Origin of the sequence: Blautia sp. SF-50 (genome assembly GCF_900101315.1) — a bacterium.
GTDB classification, from domain to species: Bacteria; Bacillota; Clostridia; order Lachnospirales; family Lachnospiraceae; genus Blautia_A; species Blautia_A fusiformis.
The window spans coordinates 51,515-72,782 of the sequence record NZ_FMUW01000003.1 but is presented as its reverse complement, the minus strand read 5'-3'; the positions used below and the strand labels follow the sequence as shown (position 1 = coordinate 72,782).

Annotated in this window: 13 protein-coding genes; 2 read left to right on the top strand and 11 right to left on the bottom strand. The window is 45.4% G+C overall.

All coding sequences use genetic code 11. The features are described from left to right. Positions 1-2: 2 nt before the first annotated feature. From gltB to purF, 4 genes are all read right to left on the bottom strand, one after another. Positions 3-4,556, bottom strand: coding sequence for a glutamate synthase large subunit (gltB, locus tag BLP57_RS02705; RefSeq protein ID WP_092069300.1), 4,554 nt, complete (start codon positions 4,554-4,556; stop codon positions 3-5). Next, positions 4,553-6,181 carry a CTP synthase gene (locus tag BLP57_RS02700; RefSeq protein WP_022426745.1) on the bottom strand — a complete coding sequence of 543 codons (1,629 nt, stop codon included), beginning with the start codon at positions 6,179-6,181 and terminating at the stop codon, positions 4,553-4,555. The genes gltB and BLP57_RS02700 overlap by 4 nt, the downstream gene beginning before the upstream one ends. A gap of 321 nt (positions 6,182-6,502) precedes the next feature. Continuing rightward, entirely contained in the window at positions 6,503-6,736 is a 234-nt protein-coding gene (locus BLP57_RS02695) for an HPr family phosphocarrier protein (protein WP_431833604.1), read from the bottom strand. Positions 6,737-7,014: 278 nt separating this feature from the next. Further along, on the bottom strand, positions 7,015-8,409 hold the full coding sequence (gene purF, locus BLP57_RS02690; RefSeq protein WP_015525743.1) for an amidophosphoribosyltransferase: 1,395 nt from the start codon (positions 8,407-8,409) through the stop codon (positions 7,015-7,017). Positions 8,410-8,800: 391 nt separating this feature from the next. Here purF and BLP57_RS02685 point away from each other — a divergent pair, with 391 nt between their 5' ends. Next, positions 8,801-10,903 carry a glutamine synthetase III family protein gene (locus BLP57_RS02685; protein WP_092069297.1) on the top strand — a complete coding sequence of 701 codons (2,103 nt, stop codon included), beginning with the start codon at positions 8,801-8,803 and terminating at the stop codon, positions 10,901-10,903. Positions 10,904-11,196: 293 nt separating this feature from the next. Further along, complete coding sequence (locus BLP57_RS02680) at positions 11,197-12,921, top strand: ammonium transporter (RefSeq protein WP_092069293.1); 1,725 nt, start codon at positions 11,197-11,199, stop codon at positions 12,919-12,921. 111 nt (positions 12,922-13,032) lie between these two features. On the opposite strand, the gene BLP57_RS02675 is transcribed toward BLP57_RS02680, so the two are convergent. The 7 genes from BLP57_RS02675 to BLP57_RS02645 all read right to left on the bottom strand — a co-directional run bounded on the left by BLP57_RS02675 (position 13,033) and on the right by BLP57_RS02645 (position 21,260). After that, positions 13,033-13,683, bottom strand: a complete 651-nt coding sequence (locus BLP57_RS02675) for a trimeric intracellular cation channel family protein (RefSeq protein WP_022426741.1) — start codon at positions 13,681-13,683, stop codon at positions 13,033-13,035. A 217-nt stretch (positions 13,684-13,900) separates the two neighbouring features. Continuing rightward, a complete protein-coding gene (locus BLP57_RS02670) occupies positions 13,901-14,413 on the bottom strand; it encodes a transcription repressor NadR (protein WP_021651124.1) in 513 nt (170 codons plus the stop codon). A gap of 188 nt (positions 14,414-14,601) precedes the next feature. Next, positions 14,602-15,456, bottom strand: a complete 855-nt coding sequence (nadC, locus tag BLP57_RS02665; protein WP_092069290.1) for a carboxylating nicotinate-nucleotide diphosphorylase — start codon at positions 15,454-15,456, stop codon at positions 14,602-14,604. Between the two features lie 101 nt (positions 15,457-15,557). Next, positions 15,558-16,817: an FAD-binding protein gene (locus BLP57_RS02660; protein ID WP_092069287.1), complete on the bottom strand. Its 1,260-nt coding sequence runs from the start codon at positions 16,815-16,817 to the stop codon at positions 15,558-15,560. Positions 16,818-16,890: 73 nt separating this feature from the next. Further along, positions 16,891-17,796 carry a quinolinate synthase NadA gene (gene nadA, locus BLP57_RS02655; RefSeq protein WP_021651119.1) on the bottom strand — a complete coding sequence of 302 codons (906 nt, stop codon included), beginning with the start codon at positions 17,794-17,796 and terminating at the stop codon, positions 16,891-16,893. 438 nt (positions 17,797-18,234) lie between these two features. Continuing rightward, positions 18,235-19,155 (bottom strand): sugar phosphate isomerase/epimerase family protein, encoded by a 921-nt coding sequence (locus BLP57_RS02650; RefSeq protein WP_015525733.1) that lies wholly within the window; start codon positions 19,153-19,155, stop codon positions 18,235-18,237. Then, positions 19,152-21,260 carry a cytidylate kinase family protein gene (locus BLP57_RS02645; RefSeq protein WP_092069284.1) on the bottom strand — a complete coding sequence of 703 codons (2,109 nt, stop codon included), beginning with the start codon at positions 21,258-21,260 and terminating at the stop codon, positions 19,152-19,154. Before BLP57_RS02645 ends, BLP57_RS02650 begins: the two co-directional genes overlap by 4 nt. Between the last annotated feature and the right edge of the window lie 8 nt (positions 21,261-21,268).

Sequence of the window (21,268 nt, the reverse complement as noted above, 5' to 3'; positions counted from 1 at the left end):
CCTTAATGTTTCACGCCGATGCTCTCATAGAACGCTTCCATCTGTGCCTGCTGGCTGGTCAGACCTTTTTCTTCCAGCTTTGCACTTAATGTGATCATTCTCTTGTACTCATCCGGAATGAGTTTTTTGAAGTGAGGCAGATAGGAATCAAAATCAGCCAGCACCTTCTTACCGATCTCAGAGCCTGTTGCTTCCACATGAGCCTCGATAAGATCACGAAGCTCTTTTTTATCATATTTATTATCCACTTTTTCAATGGAGATCATTGCTTTATTGAGGTTCTTGTAAAGAACGTTATCCACATCAAGGACATAAGCGATACCGCCGCTCATACCTGCTGCAAAGTTCTTTCCTGTTTTTCCAAGAACTACCACACGGCCGCCTGTCATGTACTCGCAGCCATGCTCGCCAACACCCTCAACAACTGCAACCGCACCGGAGTTACGTACTGCAAAACGCTCACCGGCAACACCGTTGATAAATGCAGTTCCGCTGGTCGCACCATAGAGTGCCACGTTTCCGACGATGATGTTCTCTTCAGCCTTGTATCCGGCCTTCTCCGGAACCTTAACGATCAGCTTTCCACCGGAAAGGCCTTTTCCGAAGTAGTCGTTGCTGTCACCGGTCAGTTTCAATGTCAGTCCTTTCGGAATAAAGGCACCGAAGCTCTGTCCGCCTGCACCTGTACAGTTCACAGTTACCGTATCCTCCGGAAGTCCATCCTTATGATTTCTTGTGATCTCAGATCCGAGGATGGTACCAAATGCACGGTCTGTATTGGTAACATTTACATCAACAGAAACTTTCTCACCCTTCTGGATCGCCGGTGCACATTTCTTGACCAGAACTTTTTCATCCAGAGTTTTCTCAAGATTGAAATTGTATACAGCCTTCGGATCAAAGGTTACTTTGCCCTTTCCTGCATATGGGTTATTCAAGATGGCACTTAAGTCAACCTTACCCTTATGCGGCTCCTGCACACTGTCAGAAACTGTAAGAAGGTCTGTACGACCTACCATCTCATCGATGGTGGCAACACCAAGGCGTGCCATGTACTCTCTCAGCTCCTGTGCAATAAAGCGCATGAAGTTCTCCACATACTCCGGTTTTCCGCGGAATCTCTTACGCAGCTCCGGGTTCTGTGTAGCCACACCTACCGGGCAGGTATCCAGATTGCAGACTCTCATCATCACGCAGCCCATCGTTACAAGCGGCGCTGTTGCAAAACCGAATTCCTCTGCACCGAGAAGTGCTGCAATGGCAACGTCACGGCCGCTCATCAGCTTACCGTCTGTCTCGATACATACACGGTTACGAAGTCCGTTCATGATCAGCGTCTGGTGTGTTTCTGCAAGTCCAAGCTCCCATGGAAGTCCTGCATTATGGATAGAGCTTCTTGGCGCTGCTCCTGTACCTCCGTCATATCCGGAGATCAGAACAGTCTGTGCACCGGCCTTTGCAACACCGGCTGCAACCGTACCAACACCCGCCTCAGAAACCAGCTTTACGGAAATATCCGCATATTTATTGGCGTTTTTCAGGTCATAGATCAATTCTGCCAGATCCTCGATAGAATAGATATCATGATGTGGCGGCGGAGAGATCAGGCTGACTCCCGGTGTGGAATGACGGGTTTTTGCGATCCACGGATATACCTTCTTTGCAGGAAGATGTCCACCCTCACCCGGCTTTGCACCCTGTGCCATCTTGATCTGGATCTCTCTTGCGGAAACCAGGTAACGGCTGGTAACGCCGAAACGTCCGCTGGCTACCTGTTTGATTGCAGAGCAGCGGTCATTGTCTGTTCCTGCTGAATCCAGACGCTCATCACTTTCACCACCCTCACCGGTATTGGATTTTCCATGGAGATGGTTCATGGCAATAGCCAGTGTCTCATGTGCTTCCTGGGAAATAGAACCATAGGACATGGCACCTGTCTTAAATCGTTTTACAATATCCTCAACACTCTCAACCTGGTCGATCGGAATAGGCTCCTTGGCAAACTTAAAGTCCAGAAGACCTCTTAAGTTTCCATGACCCTCGTCATCTACCAGTTTTGTATATTCCTTGAACATCTCATAGCTGCCCTGTTTTGTGGACTGCTGGAGAAGATGAATGGTACGCGGGTTATATTTGTGCTCCTCACCCTGGCTTCTCATCTTATGGGCACCTACGCTGTCCAGAGTAAGATCTGTGGCAAGTCCAAGGGGATCAAATGCCTCAGAATGAAGTTTTTCTACATTATCCTCGATATCTTCCAGTGTGATTCCGCCTACACGACTTACGGTTCCTGTAAAGTAACGATCGATCACATCCTGGGAAATTCCGATTGCCTCAAAGATCTGAGATCCCTGATAGGACTGGATAGTGGAAATACCCATCTTGGAAGCGATCTTTACGATACCGCTGATCACTGCATGATTGTAATCATCAACGGCTGCGTAATAGTCCTTATCCAGCATATGTGTATCGATCAGCTCATGGATCGTATCCAGTGCCAGATACGGATTGACTGCACTTGCACCATATCCGAGGAGTGTTGCGAAATGATGTACCTCTCTCGGCTCACCTGACTCCAGGATCAGGGCAAGGGAAGTGCTCTTCTTTGTTTTTACAAGATGCTGATGTACTGCGGAAACCGCCAGCAGGGACGGGATCGGCATATGGTTCTCATCCACACCGCGGTCAGAAAGGACCAGGATGTTTGCTCCCTCACGGAAGGCTTTGTCTACCTCTACGAACAGACGGTCAATGGCACGTTCAAGCTTTGTGCTCTTATAATATAATGTAGAAAGTGTTACAACCTTGAAGCCGTCCTTTTTCATATTCTTGATCTTCAGCATATCGGTGTTGGTCAGAATCGGATTGTTGATCTTCAGCACCTGACAGTTCTCCGGCTTCTGGATCAGAAGATTTCCGTCTTTTCCTACATATACACTTGTAGAAGTAACGATCTCCTCACGGATCGCATCGATCGGCGGGTTTGTTACCTGTGCAAAAAGCTGCTTGAAATAATCGAACAACGGATAATGTTCCTTGGAAAATACCGCAAGGGGAGTATCATGTCCCATGGCTCCGATGCTTTCTGCGCCGTTTAATGCCATGTTTCGGATCGAAGTACGGTACTGCTCATAAGTATATCCAAAGGCTTTCTGAAGGCGTGCTCTCTCCTCCGGAGTGTATTCGACAACTCTCTGATTCGGGATCTTGATATCACGAAGCTGTACCAGATTGCTGTCCAGCCACTCACCATAAGGCTGTTTTTTCGCATATTTTTCTTTGAGCTCATTGTCATCAATGACACGACCCTGAACGGTATCAACCAGAAGCATTTTTCCCGGATGAAGACGTTCTTTTAATACGATCTTCTCCTCATCCACAGGAAGAACACCAACCTCGGAGGAAAGGATCATATAGCCATCCGATGTGATATAGTATCTGGATGGACGAAGACCGTTTCTGTCAAGAACTGCTCCCATCACATCACCATCTGAGAACAGAATGGACGCAGGACCGTCCCATGGTTCCATCATAGTCGCATAGTACTGATAAAAATCTCTCTTCTCCTGAGAAATCGTATCGTTGTTTGCCCATGGCTCCGGAATCGTGATCATCACTGCAAGTGGAAGATCCATTCCACTCATAACCAGGAATTCCAGGGTATTGTCAAGCATTGCAGAGTCAGAACCATTGCGGTTAACTACAGGAAGGACCTTGTGAAGCTCATCCTTCAGATACGGAGACTCCATGTTTTCCTCACGTGCAAGCATCTTATCGGCGTTTCCGCGGATTGTGTTGATCTCACCGTTATGTACGATGAAACGGTTCGGATGTGCTCTCTCCCAGCTTGGATTCGTGTTGGTACTGAAACGGGAATGTACCACTGCAATGGCAGACTCGTAATCCTGGCTCTGAAGATCGCCAAAGAAGGTACGGAGCTGTCCTACCAGGAACATACCTTTGTATACGATGGTACGGCTGTTCATGGAAACTACGTAAGTATTATCATTACTCTGTTCAAATTCACGACGTGCGATGTAAAGCATACGGTCAAAGGCAAGACCTTTTTCCACATCCTCCGGTTTTTTAACAAATGCCTGCATAATGCACGGCATGCACTCTTTCGCTTTATGACCAAGAACCTCCGGGAAGACCGGTACTGTACGCCATCCAAGAAGTTCCAGGCCCTCTTTTTCCACGATGATCTCGAACATCTTCTTTGCCTGGGCACGTTTGATCTCCTGCTGTGGGAAAAAGAGCTGGGCTACACCGTATTCTCTCTCTCCGCCGATATCAAAGCCTTCTTTTTTACAGACCTTCTTAAAAAATTTGTGGGAGATCTGAAGAAGGATACCGACACCATCACCGGTTTTTCCTTCTGCATCCTTACCAGCACGATGCTCAAGATTCTCTACGATCTTAAGAGCATTGGCAACTGTATCATGTGTTTTCTTTCCTTTTATATTAACAACGGCTCCGATACCGCAGTTATCATGTTCAAATTCAGGGCGGTAGAGGCCCTGCTGCTGATTTGCTACTTCTCTCATTTTTCTCATCCTTTCATTGCAGCTTCTTCTGCCGTCTTTTTATCAACTGCCGCCTGCACAAATCCACGGAACAGTGGATGTGCATGGTTTGGCCTGGATTTAAATTCCGGATGTCCCTGTGTTCCCACAAAGAACGGATGTCCGGCAATTTCGATCATCTCAACAATGTGAGCATCCGGGGATGTTCCTACAATGGACATTCCCTTTTCGTCCAGTTCCTTACGGAATGCGTTGTTTACCTCATAACGATGTCTGTGACGTTCCTGGATCTCTTTCTTTCCAAAAAGCTCATAGGATCTGGAGCCTTCTGCAAGCACACACGGATAGCTTCCAAGACGAAGAGTTCCTCCAAGATCTTCCACATCCTCCTGATCCGGCATCAGGGCAATGACCGGATGTGTTGTTTCCGGTGCCAGCTCAATACTGTTGGCATCTTCATATCCAAGCACATGGCGGGCAAATTCCACAATAGCCATCTGCATTCCCAGGCAGATCCCAAGGTATGGGATCTTATGAACTCTTGCATACTGTGCCGCAAGGATCATTCCTTCTGTACCACGGTTTCCGAATCCTCCCGGAACCAGGATTCCATCTACAGAATGGAGAGTCTGATCCAGATTTTTTTCATTGAGTTCTTCGGAGTCCACCCAGGTGATATCAACCTTTGCACGGCAAGAGATCCCGCCATGCTTCAGTGCTTCCACAACACTCAAATATGCATCATGAAGCTGTGTATATTTACCAACCATGGCGATCTTTACTGTTTTATCCGGGTGGCGGAGATTTTCTACCATATTTTCCCAGTCTGTAAGATCTGGTTTGCGATTCTCCAGTCTTAAGCTCTGCAGTACTACGTCTGCAAGCTTTTCTCTCTCCATTGCAAGAGGAGCTTCATATAAATATTCCACATCCAGATTCTGAAGCACATTGCTTACAGGCACATTACAGAACAGGGCGATCTTTCCACGGATATCCTCGGTAAGAGGATATTCACTTCTGCATACCAGGACATCCGGCTGGATTCCCATTCCCTGAAGTTCTTTTACACTGGCCTGGGTGGGTTTGGTCTTCATCTCTCCGGAAGCACGGAGATACGGGATCAGAGTTACATGGATAAGGATCGCATTGTCATGTCCCACATCATGCTGGAACTGACGGATGGATTCCAGGAACGGCTGGCTCTCAATATCACCGACTGTACCACCAACCTCGATGATGGCAATTCTGTCTTCGTCTGCGGATTTTGCTCTGTAAAAACGGCTCTTGATCTCATTGGTAATATGCGGGATCACCTGAACGGTACCTCCGCCGAAATCACCATGACGCTCTTTCTGAAGAACAGACCAGTAAATCTTACCGGTTGTCACATTGGAATTTTTGTCAAGGCTTTCATCAATGAAACGCTCATAATGTCCAAGGTCAAGGTCAGTCTCTGTACCGTCATCCGTTACAAAAACCTCTCCATGCTGAATGGGATTCATAGTTCCCGGGTCAATATTAATGTAGGGATCAAATTTCTGCATGGTCACCTGATACCCTCTGGCTTTCAGAAGGCGCCCAAGAGACGCTGCGGTAATTCCTTTTCCCAGACCGGAAACAACTCCACCTGTTACAAAAACATACTTTACTGCCATCTTCGATTTCCTCCTCCATTTTGTGTCCCACAACAAAAAGGCGTCCGGAACAGATTCCAAGGGGTGAGAATTCCCCTGTGGTATCCGTTCCTGACGCCTTTGTCAGTTATCTTTCATATAAAATATGGTTTACTATAAACTATTTTTTTTTATTTGTCAATAACTGATTTTTCATATAGTCTGCGGAATTTCTTCCTATGAAATGGATGCAAAGAAAAAACAGACGCCTGCTGAGGATTTCAAACTGATCTCCTGTCTCTGCAGTCACGTCTGCCTTTTCTTTTTATGTCTTTCATATCTTGTCTGTCTCTGCACTGTCTGTCAGGCAACTGCATATTTCTGAAGGAAACGATCAAACTCATGATCCTCGCCATGACAGGTTACTGTAAGAACTCTGGTCAGATCCATGCTGAGGATTCCAAGAATAGATTTTGCATCAATTAAAATTCTGTTATATGAAATATCTACATCAAAATCACATTTACTTGCAGCCTTAACAAATTCTTTAACATCCTCTGTCGCATTCAATCTAATTTTTTTAGACATAAATATCATCCTCTCTTTTATCTCGGCAAAAAACCGGCCTTTTTTCGGCCTTGCTGTTTTCCTGTATATTCCAGACCAGCGGCCTTTTTCATCTGGCTGTTCCACATTATGTCTCATGTTGTCAGATTTGTCAAGTTGATGTTTTTTATCGTTTTTAAGAGTCTTTCTATAAAAACCCGGATTTTATATGACAAAATCCGGGTTTTTTATATATTTATTGTGCAGTTTTTACATTTTCGTTTTTCAATCCATTATTTTTTACTGTGAGATTAATTCCACATAGTTCATTAATCCTGTTTGATTTCTGCCGGTATTTCCATCGGATAATTGCCATCAAAACATGCTTTACACAGCGGAAGTCCACCTGCCATGCCTTCCAGATAATCGATCTGCATATAACCCAGGGAGTCTGCACCGATCATCTTACGGATTTCTTCCGTGCTGTGCTGTGCTGCGATGAGCTGGTCATTGGACGGCACATCGGTACCAAAATAACAGGGATGTAAAAATGGCGGGGAGCTGATACGTACATGGACTTCTTTTGCTCCTGCTTCTTTCAGCATGTGGATCAGATTGGCAATGGTAGTTCCGCGGACAATGGAATCATCCACCAGAACGATTCTCTTCCCCTTCACCACGGATTCCAGAACGCTCAGCTTCAGATGGACACTGGACTCTCTCTCCTGCTGTGTAGGCTTGATAAAAGTTCTTCCAATGTAACTGTTTTTATAGAACGCAAAGCCAAACGGGATTCCGGATTCCTCAGAATAGCCTTTTGCTGCCGGAAGTCCGGATTCCGGTACACCGGTCACCAGGTCCGCTTCTACCGGATAGGATTTTGCAAGAGATTTTCCTCCACGGATCCTTGCATCATAGATTTTCACGCCATCCATGGTGCTATCCAGTCTTGCAAAATAAATATATTCAAAAACACAATGAGCATGCTTTTTCTTCTCAGTCAGTTTACTGGATTTCAGTCCGTTCTTGGTGATCGTGACGATCTCACCCGGTTCAATATCACGGATAAATTCCGCTCCTACAGATGTCAGCGCGCAGCTTTCAGATGCAAGGACATAGGCATTATCTCTTTTTCCAAGACAGAGGGGTTTCAGTCCGTAAGGATCACGGGCACCGATCAGCTTCCGGGGGCTCATGATCACAAGAGCATATCCTCCGCGGATCTTCTCTACGGTTTTATGTACTGCTTCCTCTACAGTGGCAGAATGCACACGTTCTCTTGCGATATGGAACGCGATAACCTCTGAGTCGGTAGTTGTATGGAAAATTGCGCCTGTCTGAATCAACTCCCATTTCAGAGCTTCTGTATTAACCAGATTTCCGTTGTGCGCAAGTGCCAGACTTCCCTTGATATAAGAAAGTACCAGCGGCTGTGCATTCTCTGCGACAGATTCTCCGGTGGTGGAATAACGAACATGTCCGATTCCAATATCACCATTCATATTATGTACAACATCTTTTCGCAAAACTTCGCTTACCAGTCCGAGATCTTTATGGAACTGTACGTTTCCTCTTTCTCCGTCCGTCCTTGAAACGGCCATTCCGCAGGACTCCTGTCCCCTGTGCTGCAGCGAGGTAAGACCATAATAAATAGATGGTGCAATATTCCCTCCATCCAGATCATAAATCCCGAATACGCCACATTCTTCCTTTACTCCTGACATATTTCCCTCCATCTGTTCTTTCCGTATTGTACATCTTTGTCACTGGTCAAAAAGCTTCTTTTGCCTCAATCACTTATAGCGATTGCTGACTTTTCGACTGTATAACTACGATATCAGATTATAATAAAAGGACAAGATTTGTCAACCCTGCCTATTTTCCGACAGTCCGATCGCCCTGGTCAATTTTTTAGATTTTTTCAAAAAAGCTCTTGACAATATTTTATTTTGGTGTATACTGCAACACATAAAGCAAAGGCGCTTTGGATACGGCAAGTATCTGAAGCGCTTTTTTTGTTTTCCGGTCCGTTTATACCCGGTTCTTCCGGCAGCGGTCCTTATAAAATAATTAAAAATTATAATGAATGAGTGAAATCGAAAGGAGTGTACCTATATGGCACAGAGTATCCCTGAAATGTATGGCAGCCTTGTATTCAATGACAAAGTGATGCGAAGCAAACTGCCAAAGGACATGTACAAAGCATTAAAGAAAACAATTGAAAACGGAACTCATCTGGAACTGGACGTTGCAAATTCCGTAGCAGTTGCAATGAAAGAATGGGCTACTGAAAACGGTGCGACACATTACACACACTGGTTCCAGCCGATGACAAACGTAACTGCTGAGAAGCATGACAGCTTCATCTCCCCTACAGGTGACGGACAGGTGATCATGGATTTCTCCGGTAAAGAGCTGGTAAAAGGTGAGCCGGATGCATCCAGCTTCCCGTCAGGCGGACTTCGTGCTACTTTTGAAGCAAGAGGATATACAGCATGGGATCCTACTTCACCTGCATTCATTAAAGATAAAACTCTTTACATTCCTACTGCATTCTGTTCCTACAGCGGAGAGGCACTGGATAAGAAAACTCCTCTTCTTCGTTCCATGGATGTTCTGAACAAAGAAGCGGTTCGTATTCTTCACATCCTTGGAAACAAAGAGGTCCGTCACATCGACACAACCGTAGGACCTGAGCAGGAATATTTCCTGGTTGACAAGGATCTTTACAAAAAGAGAAAAGACCTGATCTTCTGCGGCCGTACTCTTCTGGGCGCTTCTGCACCAAAAGGACAGGAAATGGAAGATCATTACTTCGGAGCCCTGAAGCCTCGCGTTGCTGCTTACATGCATGATCTTGACGAAGAACTTTGGAAGCTTGGCATTCCAGCAAAAACAAAACATAACGAGGTTGCTCCTGCACAGCACGAACTGGCTCCTGTATTTGATACCACAAATGTTGCTGTTGACCACAACCAGCTGACCATGGAGATCATGAAGAAGGTTGCCGACAAGCACAACATGGTCTGCCTCCTTCACGAGAAACCATTTGAGGGAATCAACGGAAGCGGTAAACACAACAACTGGTCTATGAGCACAGACACAGGTGTAAACCTTCTTGATCCAGGAAAAACACCGGCAGAAAATACACAGTTCCTGGTATTCCTGGTAGCTGTCATCAAAGCCGTTGACGATTATGCTGATCTTCTCCGCGTATCCGTTGCAAGCGCCGGAAACGATCATCGTCTTGGAGCAAACGAGGCACCTCCTGCGATCGTATCCATCTTCCTTGGAGATGAGCTGACAGACGTACTGAAATCTATTGAAAACGATACCTTCTTCAGCAATAAGCATGCGGTACAGATGGATATCGGAGCAAAGGTACTTCCGCACTTCATAAAGGATACCACAGACAGAAACCGTACTTCACCATTTGCATTTACCGGAAACAAATTTGAGTTCCGTATGCTTGGTTCTGCAGCATCTGTCGCAAACCCGAACATCGTACTGAATACCGCTGTTGCAGAGGTTCTTGCAGAATTCAGCGCAGCTCTTAAGGATGTTCCGGAAGAAGAAATGGAAAGCGCAGTACATGCACTTCTTAAGAAGACCATTGAAGAGCATAAACGCATCATCTTTAACGGAAACGGATATACAGACGAATGGGTTGAAGAAGCTGAGAAACGTGGTCTCTACAATCTGAAAACAACTCCGGATGCACTTCCGCATTTCATTGCTGAGAAGAACATTGCGCTGTTTACAAAGCATGGCATTTTTACAAGGGAAGAGCTTTTCTCCCGTTACGAGATCTGGCTTGAGAACTATTACAAGACCATCAACATCGAGTCCAACACTCTGGCTGAGATGATCCAGAAGCAGGTAATTCCTTCTGTATATACATATGTTGAAAAGCTTGCAGATACTGCAGCTGCAAAGAAATCCGTAGTAGCTGATATTTCTGTAGCAAGTGAAGCTGCTCTGATCTCCAAACTGAGTACACTTGCAGATACCATGGCAAAAGATCTGGAAACTCTGAAAGCAGATACAGAAAAAGCTCTTGCTTCTTCTGACGATGTACTTGCATGCTCCAAGGCTTATCAGGAAACTGTTCTGGAAGACATGGAAACTTTAAGAAAATCTGCAGATGAGGCAGAGGCTCTGATCCCGGATGAGTTACTTCCTTATCCGACCTACGACGAGCTGTTATTCTCCATCTGATCACGGATATCAGATAACAATTTCATACGGTAAATACAGGGGATATCCCTTATGAACTCTACTTCATAATTCATTATCGATTTCCTCATCCATTAATCACACGATACAGATATCCCCTGTTTTACATATACTAATTTTGATTTCGTAAAGGCGCGGAAGAGAATTTCCTCTCTCCTGCGCTTTTTCGTTATACTGATACTGGATAAATTCTATCTGTTTTTTTCTGTCCGGTATTACAAAAATTCTTTCTATACATAATAAGAAAGAAAAAAATTGGGAAAGGGAGTGTTACTATGTATTCTTCAGTAAACACAACTTGGGTCCTCGTCGGTGCAGCACTGGTCTTCTTCATGCAGGCTGGATTTGCAATGGTCGAAACAGGATTCACAAGAGCAAAAAACGCAGGAAATATCATCATGAAAAACCTGATGGACTTCTGTATCGGTACACCGGTCTTCTGGCTGGTTGGATTTGGCATCATGTTCGGTGCAGGAAACGGTTTCTTCGGCAAGATTGGCGGAATCGCCTCAGAGGCAAACTACGGAAACGCAATGCTTCCGGATGGAGTTCCTTTCTGGGCATTTCTCATCTTCCAGACTGTATTCTGTGCTACTTCTGCTACCATCGTATCCGGTGCCATGGCAGAGCGTACTAAATTCATCTCCTACTGTATCTACAGTTTACTGATCAGTCTCGTTGTATATCCTGTATCCGGTCACTGGATCTGGGGCGGCGGCTTTATCAGCCAGATGGGATTTCATGATTTCGCAGGTTCCTGTGCCGTTCACATGGTTGGTGGTGTTGCTGCACTGATCGGTGCCATCATCCTCGGACCTCGTATCGGAAAATATTCCAAATCCGGTAAATCCAGAGCGATCCCGGGACATAACCTTACAGTTGGTGCACTTGGTGTATTCATTCTCTGGTTCTGCTGGTTCGGTTTCAACGGTGCATCTACTGTCAGCATGGAAGGCGATGCCATTGTAAGCGCCGGAAAGATCTTCGTAACAACAAACCTTGCAGCTGCTGTTGCTACTGTAACAGTTATGCTGATCACATGGATCCGCTATAAAAAACCGGATGTTTCCATGTCCCTGAACGGTTCTCTTGCAGGACTGGTAGCCATCACAGCAGGCTGTGATACCGTATCTCCTACATCTGCAGCTATCATCGGAATCCTCTCCGGATTCATTGTAGTATTTGGTATTGAATTTGTTGATAAAGTTCTCAAAATTGATGACCCGGTTGGTGCTGTTGGCGTTCACGGTCTTAACGGTGCTTTCGGAACTCTTGCTGTCGGTCTTTTCTCCGACGGTGCAGGTACCGAGTGGAAAGGTCTTCTCACAGGCGGTGGTTTCCATGGCTTCGGTGTTCAGTTTATTGGTATGGTTATCACCATCGCATGGGTTGCTGTTACTATGACAATTATCTTCCAGGTGATCAAACACACGATCGGACTTCGTGTTTCCGCTGAGGAAGAGATCGCAGGTCTGGATATGAAAGAGCATGGCCTCGCAAGTGCATACAATGGATTCTTTGTACAGGATACCATGACAAAGGCTCCGACTCCAATGGGAACTTCCGTAAAAGCCCCTGTTGTAAAGCATGCTCCTTCTGCTCCTGCTGAATCTGTTCCTGAAATTCCTGCAGACGGCGTACATAAACTGACAAAGGTTGTTATCATCACACGTCAGAACAAGCTGGATGAGTTTATGCAGGCTATGAACGAGATCGGCGTAACCGGCATCACTATCACAAACGTTATGGGCTGTGGTGTTCAGAAGGGTGCTCCAACCTACTATCGTGGTGTTGAAGTCGACATGAACCTCCGTCCGAAGGTTAAGATCGAGATCGTTGTAAGTCTTGTACCGGTTCAGAAGGTTATTGATACTGCAAAAGAAGTTCTTCATACCGGTCAGATCGGTGATGGTAAGGTCTTCGTTTACGATATCGAAAACGTTGTCAAGATCCGTACCGGCGAGGAAGGCTTCCTGGCTCTGCAGGATACAGACGCATGATTCTCTTATGAGAGGAACAGATAAAATCTTCTACGCAATATAAACCAAATAAAAGCCAAAAAACTCCGGAACATTATTCCTTAAATGTTCCGGAGCTTTTCATAGCTTTTTTTATTCTCTTCTCAGTCTCGGCAGATTCCACCGGTAATGTGCCGCCAGGTACCGGATCAGGATCACTACTACCGTTCCGATCACCATGGCCGGCACTCCGCCCCACAGCCTGTATATCCAAACACAGGCAATGGCCCCTACAATAGACGCACAGGCATAAATATGGCGCACAAAAATATATGGCGGTACTCCTGCCATCATATCACGGATAAGGCCGCCTCCAACTCCTGTGACAGTTCCAAGAAATACAAGAAAAAATGTTCTTTCCATATACCCCTGGGAAATCCCCTTATCAACCCCCATGACAGTAAACACACCAAGGCCAACCGTATCCATCACCAGCATCACCTTATCATAGACCAGCCGGTTCCCGCCTTCCAGCAGCTCCTGCTTCCAGTACATCACTGCAAAAACAATACAGGACGTCACGGTTGCCACAATGGTATACAGCGGATCCTGAAACATTCCCGGCGGCACGATTCCCAGGATAATATCCCTGGTAGCTCCTCCGCCCACTGCAGTCACCACTCCAAGAACGCAGACCCCGAAAATATCCATTCCTCTCTGCGCCCCCACCATAGCTCCGGAAGCAGCAAACGCAATAGTTCCTGCCATCTCCAGCATAAATGTAAACATACTCTGATAATCCATTTCCCCCTCCATGCATATCAAGCCGTATTTTTTCTCACCCTCATATCTGCATTCTGTTTTCCCTGTCTGCACATTTCCACAAGGTGCACATTTCCGCAGGGTGTAAGAAGGAACCCTGCCATGCAGGATTCCTTCTCCTATTTTCGTGATCACTATATTTTCATATTAACAGAATTTTCTCATTCTGTATATCTTTTCTTTTTGTATCTGACTTCTGCTATTCTGCTTCGATCAGAAATCCTCGTCGTTTCAGCATATCCTGGATCATATCCAGGATTTCCTCGGATTCTGCTTCTACTTTATGATAATGATAATCCGATGTGATATTCTTCAGAGGACTGGACTTGCCGCTTCGGATATCCTCCATAAAATTCTCAACCTGGCGCCTGGAGCTGATATTCAGTTCTGCCTCGATATGCCCGTAAACTCTGTGATTCACCATTACGTTGATCACTTTTCCGCCAAGATCCACAATCCCGCAGAGCTCGTTTTCCAGATCTGCATCTGTATGATGCACCTTGAATATCCGGCTCACAGTATGGGGAGCAGTAAAAATATATCCTCTGTTGGTGGAGATCACGTCATTTCCCTCCGCGCGTATCAGCGCAATATCCTGCACGATCACCTGTCTGCTGACCTGAAATGTTCTGGCCAGAGCACTTCCTGAGACCGGCCGTTCACTGTTTTTAATTTGATCCATGATCGCTGTCCTGCGTTCTGAACCAGTCATTTAAGTTCCCCTTTCCTGGCTGTGCCTGTACTTTTTATTCCGATACCTCTCTCCTTCATTCTCGCGATCTCTCCAACCCGGCCCGACATCACCTGCTATGCCTCTGCTTCCGGCAATTCACGCTTCTTTTCTGATATTCGGGGTATTTCCTGGCACAGCACTCGGTATTCTGTAAAATCCTGCATTTTTCAGGAAAGCGGATGAAGATTCTTAAGCGAAATATCAAGGATCGGTGCAGAATGCGTTAATGCACCACTTGATACATAGTCTACACCAACATCCCTGATCTTTGCAATGTTTTCTTTTGTAACATTTCCAGAACATTCAGTTTTTGCTCTTCCGCCGATCAGCTGCACCGCTTCTTTCATCATCTCCGGAGTCATGTTATCAAGCATGATGATATCTGCGCCGGCCTCAACAGCTTCTTTTACCTGATCAAGAGTTTCTACCTCAACTTCGATCTTGCGGACAAAAGGAGCGTACTCCTGCGCCATTTTTACAGCATTCGCAACGCTTCCTGCTGCTCCGATGTGATTGTCTTTCAAAAGAACTCCATCTGAAAGATTATATCTGTGGTTCTGTCCGCCGCCTACACGAACAGCATATTTCTCAAAAATACGCATATTCGGCGTCGTTTTTCTGGTATCCAGCAATGTGATCCCTGTTCCTTCAAGAAGTGACGCAACCGAATGTGTATAGGTTGCGATCCCGCTCATTCTCTGAAGATAATTCAGCGCCACACGCTCGCCGGAAAGAAGCACCCGGATATCTCCTGTAACTTTTCCCATTTTCTGACCTTTTTTTACTTCATCGCCGTCCTTGCAGAACAGCTCCACTTTTGTGTCAACATCCAGAAGCATAAATACACGGCTGAAGATTTCCAGTCCCGCAATGATTCCATCCTCTTTACAGATCAGATCTACCTCTCCCGGAACTGCTTCTTTCATAACAGAGTTTGTGGTAACGTCTTCACTTGAAATATCTTCCTTTAAAGCCTCCAGAATCAGGTGATCTACCTGAAGTGTCATTGTGATCTTATTCATTTTACAATCCCTTCTCTTTCTTAATTATCACAGCAGCCCTGTTCTCCAAAGCAAGGCTGCTCCTGTCTTTCATAATACGGATATTTATATTACGGCTGCATTTATGCCGCACCTGCAGCACTTTTCTTTTCTGCTGAGATTGCTTTGGCTGCACGTTTTGCAAATACAAGGCTCTCCAGCAGGGAATTACTTGCCAGTCTGTTCGCGCCATGTACACCGTTGCAGCTGGTTTCTCCCACTGCATAAAGCTGGTCCATGCTGGTCTTGCTGTCAGAATCCACCCAGATACCGCCCATGAAATAATGCTGAGCAGGAACAACAGGGATGCATTCTTTTGTCACATCATAGCCTTCTTCCAGACACCTCTGATAAATATTCGGAAAATGATTCAGGATCGTATCTTTATCAATATTTTCCATGGAAAGCCATACATGGTCTGTTCCTTCTTTTTTCATTTCTTCCCGGATCGCATTTGTTACTACATCTCTTGGAAGAAGTTCATTGACAAAACGCTCTTTTTTGCTGTTATAAAGCACTGCACCTTCTCCTCGAACCGATTCTGAGATCAGGAATCTGCGGCCCGGTTTCTTGGAATACAGCGTTGTCGGATGGATCTGCACATAATCCAGATGTTCCAGACGCACATTGTGTTTTTTTGCAATATCAAGAGCATCCCCTGTAAGATGCGGATAGTTGGTGGAATGCTCATATCTTCCTCCGATCCCGCCGCTGGCCAGGATCGTATCCTGTGCATAAATCTCTACCTGGATCTCTCCGCCCGGCTGGATCTCTTCCTGGGTTTTCACTACTTTTCCGGCTTCCATAGCTTCAAGACGTGCCCTGTTCGCTTCTGCGGAAACTGCCTTCAGGCCTGTACATTTGCCATTTTCCACCAGAATATCCTGCATGGTAGTATATTCCAGAATTGTTACATTTTCAAGCTTCAGAACCTGCTGGAGCAGTTTTTCGGAAATTTCTTTTCCTGTGATATCCTCATGATAAAGGATCCTCGGTCTGGAATGTGCACCTTCTCTTGTATAGGCAAAATCATCTCCATCCATCTTGAAATCCACGCCATATCCGACAAGATCATTAATGATGTCTCTGGAGCCTCGGATCATAATGTCTACCGACTCTTTTCTGTTTTCGTAATGTCCTGCCTTCATGGTGTCTTCAAAATAGCTGTCGTAATCGTTTTCATCACGGAGCACACAGATTCCCCCCTGCGCCAGGAAAGAATCACTACTCCTCATATCCTCCTTTGTGATGATCACGATCTTTTTGTCCCGCGGAAGCTTTAAGGCACTGAACATACCCGCAACACCTGTTCCCACGATTACTACGTCTGTTTTAATTCTCATTGCTTTTCGCCTCTCTGTCTTGATTTCTCTTTTCAGCCAACTCAGACAAATCTTTTATACAAATGTGTTTTATTTATTTTGCCAGTTCCAGCATCCGCTCCAGCGGTCTCTTCGCGTTTTCACGGGTCTCGTCTGTTACATGAACCTCATTCTCCCCGGTTTTCAGAACGTGGAGAACTTTTTCCAGAAATACTTTTTTCATGTTTTTGCAGACCGGTACGGTTTCTGTGAAATAGAATTTTTTATCCGGGCAGGTAGTTTCCAGCTTGTACTGAACGCCACATTCTGTGCAGATGATAAATTCTTTGTTGTCACTTTCCTGTGCATATTTGATGATTCCCGATGTGCTTCCGATGTAATCAGCCTGTTTCAGAACTGTCTGGGGACATTCCGGATGTGCCAGAACCAGTGCATCCGGGTGCGCTTCTTTTGCCGCTTTTACTTCTTCCGGATCCATAAATTCATGGACAATACAGAAACCTTCGTTATAAATAAAGTTCTTCTCAGGAACCTGTTCTGCAATAAAATGTGCAAGATTTCTGTCCGGGATAAAAAAGATGTTTTTGTTCGGAAGCGCTTTTACGATCTTTACTGCATTTGCGGAAGTAACACATACATCAGAAAGCTCCTTCAATGCAGCTGTGGAATTAATGTAACAGACAACTGCCACATCGTCATATTCCTCTCGCACCTTGCGGATACCTTCTTCTGTTGCCATATGAGCCATCGGACAGTCTGCATCCATGGCAGGCATCAGAACAGTTTTATCCGGACTTAAGATCTTGGCGCTCTCTCCCATAAAGCCTACTCCACAGAACACGATCGTCTTCTCTTTCGCGCTGGCTGCGATCTTGCTGAGATAAAAGGAATCTCCTATATAATCAGCTACATCCTGTACTTCGGGACGCACGTAGTAGTGTGCAAGGATGATGGCATCTTTTTCTTTTTTTAATTTCTGGATTTCTTCTGCAACTGTCATTATCTTTCACCTTTCCTGCAGGATTTCTTTTTTGAATTCCTGCTTTTGCTTTCTAGTACAGCGAATATTAAGTAACCGCCATATTGACTTGTCTGATTTTTCATCTGCTGCGTCAATATAGCAGAAACTTAATTTTCGCTGTACTAGTCTTTATTATGCAGATACTTCTGATCTGCTTTTTATTATCATGTAACTTTTTTCAAAACATCTTACACATAATACCACAGTCCTTTACATGTGACAAGACAGTTGTTTGATATATGTAAAGTTTTTTTGTAAAGAAAGACATCAAAAAACACGGTTTCCACAATGAAACTTTCATCCTGGAAACCGTGTTTCTGCACACATTCATTATTTTATCAGTCTTATTCACCGTTCTGCGTACTGTCAGCTGCTCATTTATTACAGTTTTCTTTCTGATCTGCCGCGATCACCCGATCATTTCCCCAGCAGTTCTCTCTCAATCCTCTCTCTTGCTTCCGGTGCCTGCTTATCCATCTTTTCCGGAAAACCAAACATGGAAACGCAGGCAATGTTATCGCCGCCGGCTTTCGGTGCATCCGGTTTCAGCTGCTTGCTGGCAAAATCCATTTCTCTCAATGTTTCAAAAATACCATCAAAATCCACATCACCCTCACCCATTGCAAGATGCTGATGCACCGTCACATCCGCTTTTCCACGGCCATTCAGCCACGGCGGATTTAAAATGTATCTGCAGTCCATGGTCTGGTTAAAGGTATCCGCAAAAAGTACATGGGTCAGTTCATCTCCCGCATATTTCAGCATGGACCGCACATCTCCTTTGCCCTCATCGTAGAAGAAGCCATGAGGAGAAGAATACACATAACCAAGGTTTGGAGAACGGAAGGATTTCACCATATCACAGGTCTCATTATTCAGCTCACAGAAATCATAAGGATGAGACTGGATCTCCACACGGATACCCTCACGCTCGATCAGCGGAAGCAATTCCTCCATGGATCTAAACCACATTCCATTGCAGATTTCCTGCTGGTTCGGATCACCCGAAAGTTCTGTATTGATAACCTTCACTCCCATATCTCCGGCGATCTGGATCATTCGTTTCCAGTTTGCAACTGCAAACTGTCTCTGTTCCTCCGTCGGACCAGACCAGCGATACACCACGATAAAGGACGAAATCTCAACGCCAGTCTCTTTAAGAGCCTGTCTGTATTCCTGTTCACATTCTTTTGAAAATAACGGATGCTTATAGAACGGATTGATCCTCGGATGCGGAGACTGTTCAATATATTTATATCCCCAGTCCGCCACCTGATGGACCATACGGTTGATATCCATCTGTTTCGCAAGAACATCTACGTCAAATGCAATCTTCATGATGCATTCCCTCCTTTTTCCTCTTCTTTATTCCGGATATAATCCAGGATCAGGCTGGCCGCTCCGGCTACACCTGTTTTGGATACATTGATCACCATATCGTAATAATGGGGATCGTCTCTGCGGATTCCGGTAAACTTCTCATAATATTCATTTCGGATCTGATCACGTTTCTTCAGTTCTCCAAGAGACTGGCCTTTATAATATTCCTGGCCCTCTTTTTCCCGGTAAGCATCATCTGCATAAACGAAAAAGCTGTATGTATGCGGCTCTCCACGAAGCACATAGTTGGCACATCTTCCCAGGAATACACCTGGTCTTCTCTCAGAAAGCTCACGAATGATCCGGCTCTGCACCTCAAACATCTGAACACCTGTATAATCTGCTGCCGCACCTGCCGATGAATGTCCATACGGGGAAAATGTAAGCTCAGAATCCTCATAATTGTAGGAATCCAGATACTGCCTTACACTTTCCAGATCTGCTTTTTCCATACCGAACTTTTCTGCCATAAGACAGATGATCTGGCGATCATAAACCTTGCAGTCCAGTGCTTTTGCAACACCCTCGGCAATCTTTCTTCCACTGCTGCCATACAGTCTTCCAATTGCCACGTTGATCCGGTTTCCGGAAGCTTCCGGTAACGGCATGGACTGAATCTCACCCGGCACAGAGACGCTTTCCTCTCCCGATTCTCGCTGGATCAGTTCACGCATCATTTTGTCATAAACTTTGTCCAGCTGGTAGCATGCTGCGATCACAAACATCACTACCCAGATTGCTATCGGAACATACAGATAAAATCCCTTGATCACGCGGATTGCCTCTGCAGACTGCTCTGCCGCTGTCGCCTTTGTTCCGTCAAAGTATGCCGCCGAAAGAATTCCTCCCATAATAGCAGAAGTCAGTCCGGAACCGGCTTTCTGACCCATGCTCATAGATGAGAACATCAGACCCTCCACACGCTTGCCTGTTTTCCACTGGCCATACTCAATCGCATCGCTTGGAAGAGAATACTGCACACCATAGAATGGGGCGATTCCGATACCTCTCATGATACAGGTTACAACACCAAGCGAAACACTGGTAATATTCATCAGGAACAGAAGCTGTCCTGCAACGCCCAGGATACAGCCGGCACAGATGAGATTTCTTTTTCCATAGCGGGGAAGCACCTTCGGCAGAAGGGCAATTCCTGCCACAGTTGCCAGTTTCTCAGCTGCGGAAAGAGGCATGACGAGGTCTACATTTCCGAGTACATACTGGCAGTAATAGGTAAGGTCCGTTCCGATAATGATCTGATATGCGGTATAAAAGATCATCAGCCCCAGAGCGATAAGGAAATACCGGTTGGTAACGGTTGCTTTAAATGCTTCCACAAAAGGAATATCTTCCTTTTCCTGTTTTGCTGCAGAAACACGCTCTGTACAGACCATATAAGTATTCACAAGTACACCGACAGAAATGATCGCATAGCCGGCAGTTACCAGGATCCAGGCCATCTGCTGATTGCCGGTAATATTCGCTACGATGTTGATCAGCGGCAGTGTGAACGCAGTAATGATCATACTTGCTGTGATCGACAATACCATGCGGATGTTACAGATCACATCACGTTCACGACGGTCACGGCTCATCAGAGATCCCAGTGCATGGAATGGCTGGCTGATAGCCGTGTATACAACCGTATTCATGATATTATAGGTAACAAAAGCATAGATGATCTTTCCCATATTTCCCATTGGCGGCATGGTGAACAAAAGCACCGCTGCCAGCGCATAAGGAACCGCAAGTCTTAAGATCCAGATCCTGGCTTTTCCATACTTGGAATGAGTCCGGTCGATAATAGTTCCCATCAGCACATCGGAAAATCCATCAAAAACACGGGACAAAAGCATGATCATTCCTACCGCACCTGCTGATATTCCAACAACGTTGGTATAAAAATAGATCAGCAGAGTTGTAGTCATGGTATACATCAAGGTCAGTGCCGGATCACCAAAACAGTATGCCAGCTTTTCCGACAACGGAACCTTGATGAATTCATTCAAGTCTTTCCCCTTCTGCTTGTAATTCAACAATTCAGGGATTCCCTTACCAGCCATAGTATCTA